Genomic DNA, 4,046 nt, shown 5'->3' with positions numbered 1-4,046 from the left:
GTGACGTGGTCTCCGATCTTCAGATGGCCGGCTACCCCGACCTGCCCGGCCATGGTGACATGATCCCCAATGACCGTGCTCCCGGCAAACCCGACCTGCGCCGCAAGGATACAATTCTCCCCGATCACCACGTTGTGCGCAATGTGGACCAGGTTGTCGATCTTGGTCCCTTTCCCGATCACCGTATCCCCCAGGGCCCCTCGGTCAATGGTGGTATTGGCCCCGATTTCGACATCGTCTTCGATCCTGACCCCGCCCAGTTGGGGGATCTTGAAATAGCGCTCCCCGTCCGGTGCGAAACCGAAGCCGTCGCTCCCGATCACGGCCCCGCAATGGATGATGACCCTTTTCCCGATACGGACGCCCTCCCGGACCTGAACCGAGGAATAGAGCAAGGCATCCTCCTCAACCACGGAATGATCTCCGATCACCACGCCGGGATAGAGCGTCACCCGGTCCCCGATCCGGACGTCTCTCCCCAAGACGACCTTGGGGTGGATGGAAAGGTCCCGCCCGAGCCGGCATCCCTCGTCCTGGACCAGGTCAGGGCTCACGCCCAGAGATTTATAGGGGATTTTTCCCACCAGGGTGGCGACCTTGGCAAAGGCCAGATAAGGATTCCTGGAGCGGATGGCCGGAATCTTCACGGGGATGCCCGGAGAGAGGATCACGGCCGAGGCCCGTGTCTTCTTCAGGGAAGACTGGTATTTTGGATTGGCCAGAAAGGTGATCTCCCCCTCGGCGGCCTCCTGAAGGGAGGCCACTCCGGAAACCCGGACGGCGCCGTCCCCTTCCAGTTCCCCCTGAACCTCGGCAGCCAGTTCCGAAAGTGTCCAGAACTTTTTTTTCTCCTGCTCAGACATATCTACTTATTGCCCCTCTTGTCATACTCCTTCACGACCTCGTCCGTGATGTCGATGGATTTGGAGAAGAAGACCACGCCCCCCTCGGATCGTTCCACAATGGTCGTGTATCCATTCTTCTCCCCGATCTCCTGGACGATCTTGGTGAGTTCCTGCATCACACTCTGCATGAGTTCGGATCCCTTGCGCTGAAACTCATCCTGCTTGTCGGTGGCATAGCGCTGAAGATCCTTGAGGTCCTGCCTGATCTGACCCTCCCTCTCGGCGCGTTTCTCCTGGCTGAGGATGGACTGCTGTTTATCCAGGTCCTCTTTCTGCTTCTGCAGGGTCTCCCGCTTCTTGGTGATGAGATCCTCCTCGGCCTTGACCTTCTGCTCCAGCTCGCCGTTAAGTTTCCGGATCACGGCCGACTGGTCGAAGACCTTTTGAAAATCCACTACCCCGATCTTGAGTTCATTGGCCGAGGCGGCCTGCGCCCCGAAGAGAAAAAGTGCAATGATCAGGGAACTCGTCAGACTCTTTTTCGATTTCATCGGTACACTCCTATAGAAAATGATCATAAAGATCCATCCCCATACGGGCTAAAAACTGGTCCCCAAACTGAACTGGATCGTCTCCACCGAGTCGAAGGGTTCCGGATTGATGGCATTGGCCCAGACAATCTTGATCGGCCCGGCGGGTGACAGCCAGTAGAAACCGATGCCCCAGCTCTTTTTCAAGACCTCTCCGTCGGTCAGATTCGGCCTCCGGACGGCCTTCACGGCATCGGCGAATCCATCCCCATCGGTATCGGCCTCGATATAAGAGGTAATGGTGGTCTCGCTCACCGGATCAAAGGTCTTCCCTGCATCAAAAAACAGGAATCCTTTGAACCCGGCGGACTGGATGATCGGGAAATTATATTCCACATTGGCCAGCGCCAGCTTGCGGCCGCCGATCAGACTTCCGTAAAAGTTCCTCGGCCCAAGGCTCCGGTACTGGTAGCCCCTCAAGGACTCAATCCCGCCCAGGAAGAACATCTCGGACACCGGGATATCCTGCGGGGAGTTCACGTCCACAAACCCGGCCTCGGCGCCCACGGAGAACGTGGTCTTCCAGGGCCCCTGATAGAAGAGGCGGTCCGAGACATAGTACTTGTTGAAATTCGCATCCCCCAGGAGCCCGGCGAATTTGGCCGAGGCGCGGGCCAGGTAACCCCGGGAGGGATCGAGGATATTGTCCACGGTGTTGCGCCGCCAGCCCAAGGTGACCCCGAAGACGGACTGCGTCTGTGTGAGATTCGTATCGTAATTTGAGGCCACATTGGTAAATTTGATATCTTCATAGTCGAAACCGATGGACCCGCTGCTGTATTCATCCAGGGCTCTCCCGAAGGTCACGCTTCCGCCGGCGCTTTCCTCTCTGAAGGAATCATAATCGCTGATGGTCTTGAAGAGATTGAACCCCAGGCTGACCTCTCTGTCGAAGAGCCATGGCTCGACGAAACGGAGATTGAAATTGCTGTCCTCACCGCCCACCACAGCCGAAAGGTCGACTTCTCTCCCGGTTCCGAAGATGTTTTTCTGACGGATATCAAAAGACCCGATCAACCCCTGCGTGGAACTGGCGCCGATGCCGAAACTCAATGAGCCCGTCTGCTGCTCCTTGACTTTCAGATCCAGGTCCACCACCTGCTCCCCGGCCCTCCGGTTGGTGGAGACATCCACATTCTCGAAGTACCCTGTATTCTTGATCCTGACCTTGCTGCGGTCGATCTTGGCAATATCGTACTGGTCCCCCTCCCGGAACCTGAGTTCCCGCCGGATGACGTTGTCCCGTGTCCGGACGTTCCCGATGACATTCACTTCACCGATAAAAACGCGGTTTCCTTCTTCAACATCCCAGGTCAGATCCACGGTCCTGGCCTCGTGATTCAGATCGGTCAAAGGGGAAACACTGGTAAAGGCATATCCCTTTTCACCAAAGAGGTGGGCGATGGCCTTGATGTCGGACCGGATCGTCTCGCTGCTGAAAACCTCACCCTCCTTGGAGGAGAGGCCCGCTCGCAGGGCCTCATCGGGAACGGCGGTCGCGCCTCGAAAATTCATTTTCCCGATCCGGTACTGTTCCCCTTCGAAGATCGGAATGGTGACCGCAATTTCGTTCTCAGCCCATCCCCATCCTTTGAAGGCCTCATAAAAACGGTCCCAGGTCCGTCTCTTAGGCTTTGCGAAGAGAATCTCGGGTTCTCCGAGCTTGACCTCGAGATAGCCGTGGCTGTAATAATAATCTTTGATCCGCTCAAGATCAATGTCCAGGATCTCCCGTTTAAAGACCCCGGCGGATGTGAGGAAGGAGAGCATCCAGTGCTCTTTGGTTTCCATGGCGCGTTTCTTGATCTCACCGGCCTTGATATGCTCATTCCCCCGAAGAAAAATCTCGCCGATGATCACCTTCTTCCCCTCATCGATCTTGTAGGTCAGTTGTTTGTTCTGATTCTTGTCCTCTTCCTCCCGGCTCTGGATCTGGGCGAAATAAAATCCCTCGTTCTGGTACAGCTTCAAGACGGCCTCCTTGTCCCTCTTGATCCGCTTGAGGTCGTAAGGGGAACCGATCCTGGAGAGAAGCGCATCCCGGATCTTGCCCTCTTCCAGCTCCTTGTTCCCTTCAATCGTGATCGAAGAGATAATCGGCTTTTCCTCGATCCGGTAGATCAGCCGGACGCCCCCATCCACAGGCTCGCTCTCCACCTGCACATTCTCGAAATACCCTCCGGTATCATAGATCGCCCGGATGTCCTGTTGCAGGGTTGCCATGGACAGGGGCTCTCCGACTTTGGATGCGATCTTGTTCAGGATGGTCCCGCTGTCGATCCGCCGGTTTCCCACGATCTCGATCTTCCGGATGATGGGAGAGACCCCTTGCTCAGCCCATGCGTGCGGGATATAGGAGCAGAACCATGCCGCGGCCATCCACAGCCAGAAGGCCCATAGCCTCCCTGATTTTTCACCCGATCCCGGTCTTTTCTTCGCGGATATCAACGCTTCACCTCGGATTATCTATACACAGCGACAGAAGTCGTAATCAGTTTGTCATTGTCCGGCCTGCCCTCGGTTTACCGGGGCTTGACCGGACAATCCACCCTTCGACAGGCTCAGGGTGACAATTGTCATGGTGAGCTTGTCGAACCATGGATTCCCCGAT

3 protein-coding genes are annotated in these 4,046 nt (G+C 56.3%); all 3 read right to left on the bottom strand.

What is annotated here, in order from left to right; translation table 11 throughout:
* Nucleotides 1-863, bottom strand: an 863-nt coding sequence (locus AUK29_00965; protein OIP66339.1) for a UDP-3-O-(3-hydroxymyristoyl)glucosamine N-acyltransferase, incomplete at its 3' end; no start/stop codon positions are given.
* Between the two features lie 2 nt (nt 864-865).
* Complete coding sequence (locus AUK29_00960) at nt 866-1,396, bottom strand: hypothetical protein (GenBank protein ID OIP66338.1); 531 nt, start codon at nt 1,394-1,396, stop codon at nt 866-868.
* A gap of 48 nt (nt 1,397-1,444) precedes the next feature.
* On the bottom strand, nt 1,445-3,814 hold the full coding sequence (locus AUK29_00955; protein OIP66337.1) for an outer membrane protein assembly factor BamA: 2,370 nt from the start codon (nt 3,812-3,814) through the stop codon (nt 1,445-1,447).
* Nucleotides 3,815-4,046: the final 232 nt, after the last annotated feature.

The sequence above is a fragment of the Nitrospirae bacterium CG2_30_53_67 genome (assembly GCA_001873285.1).
GTDB lineage: Bacteria > CG2-30-53-67 > CG2-30-53-67 > CG2-30-53-67 > CG2-30-53-67 > CG2-30-53-67.
Note: the sequence above shows the minus strand (reverse complement) of the source record. Positions and strands in the feature narration are given on the sequence as shown.

Coding starts and splice junctions, on each gene's coding strand:
- AUK29_00960 (OIP66338.1), bottom strand. CDS start 1,396: ATGAAATCGAAAAAGAGTCTGACGAGTTCCCTGATCATTGCACTTTTT.
- AUK29_00955 (OIP66337.1), bottom strand. CDS start 3,814: ATGGCCGCGGCATGGTTCTGCTCCTATATCCCGCACGCATGGGCTGAG.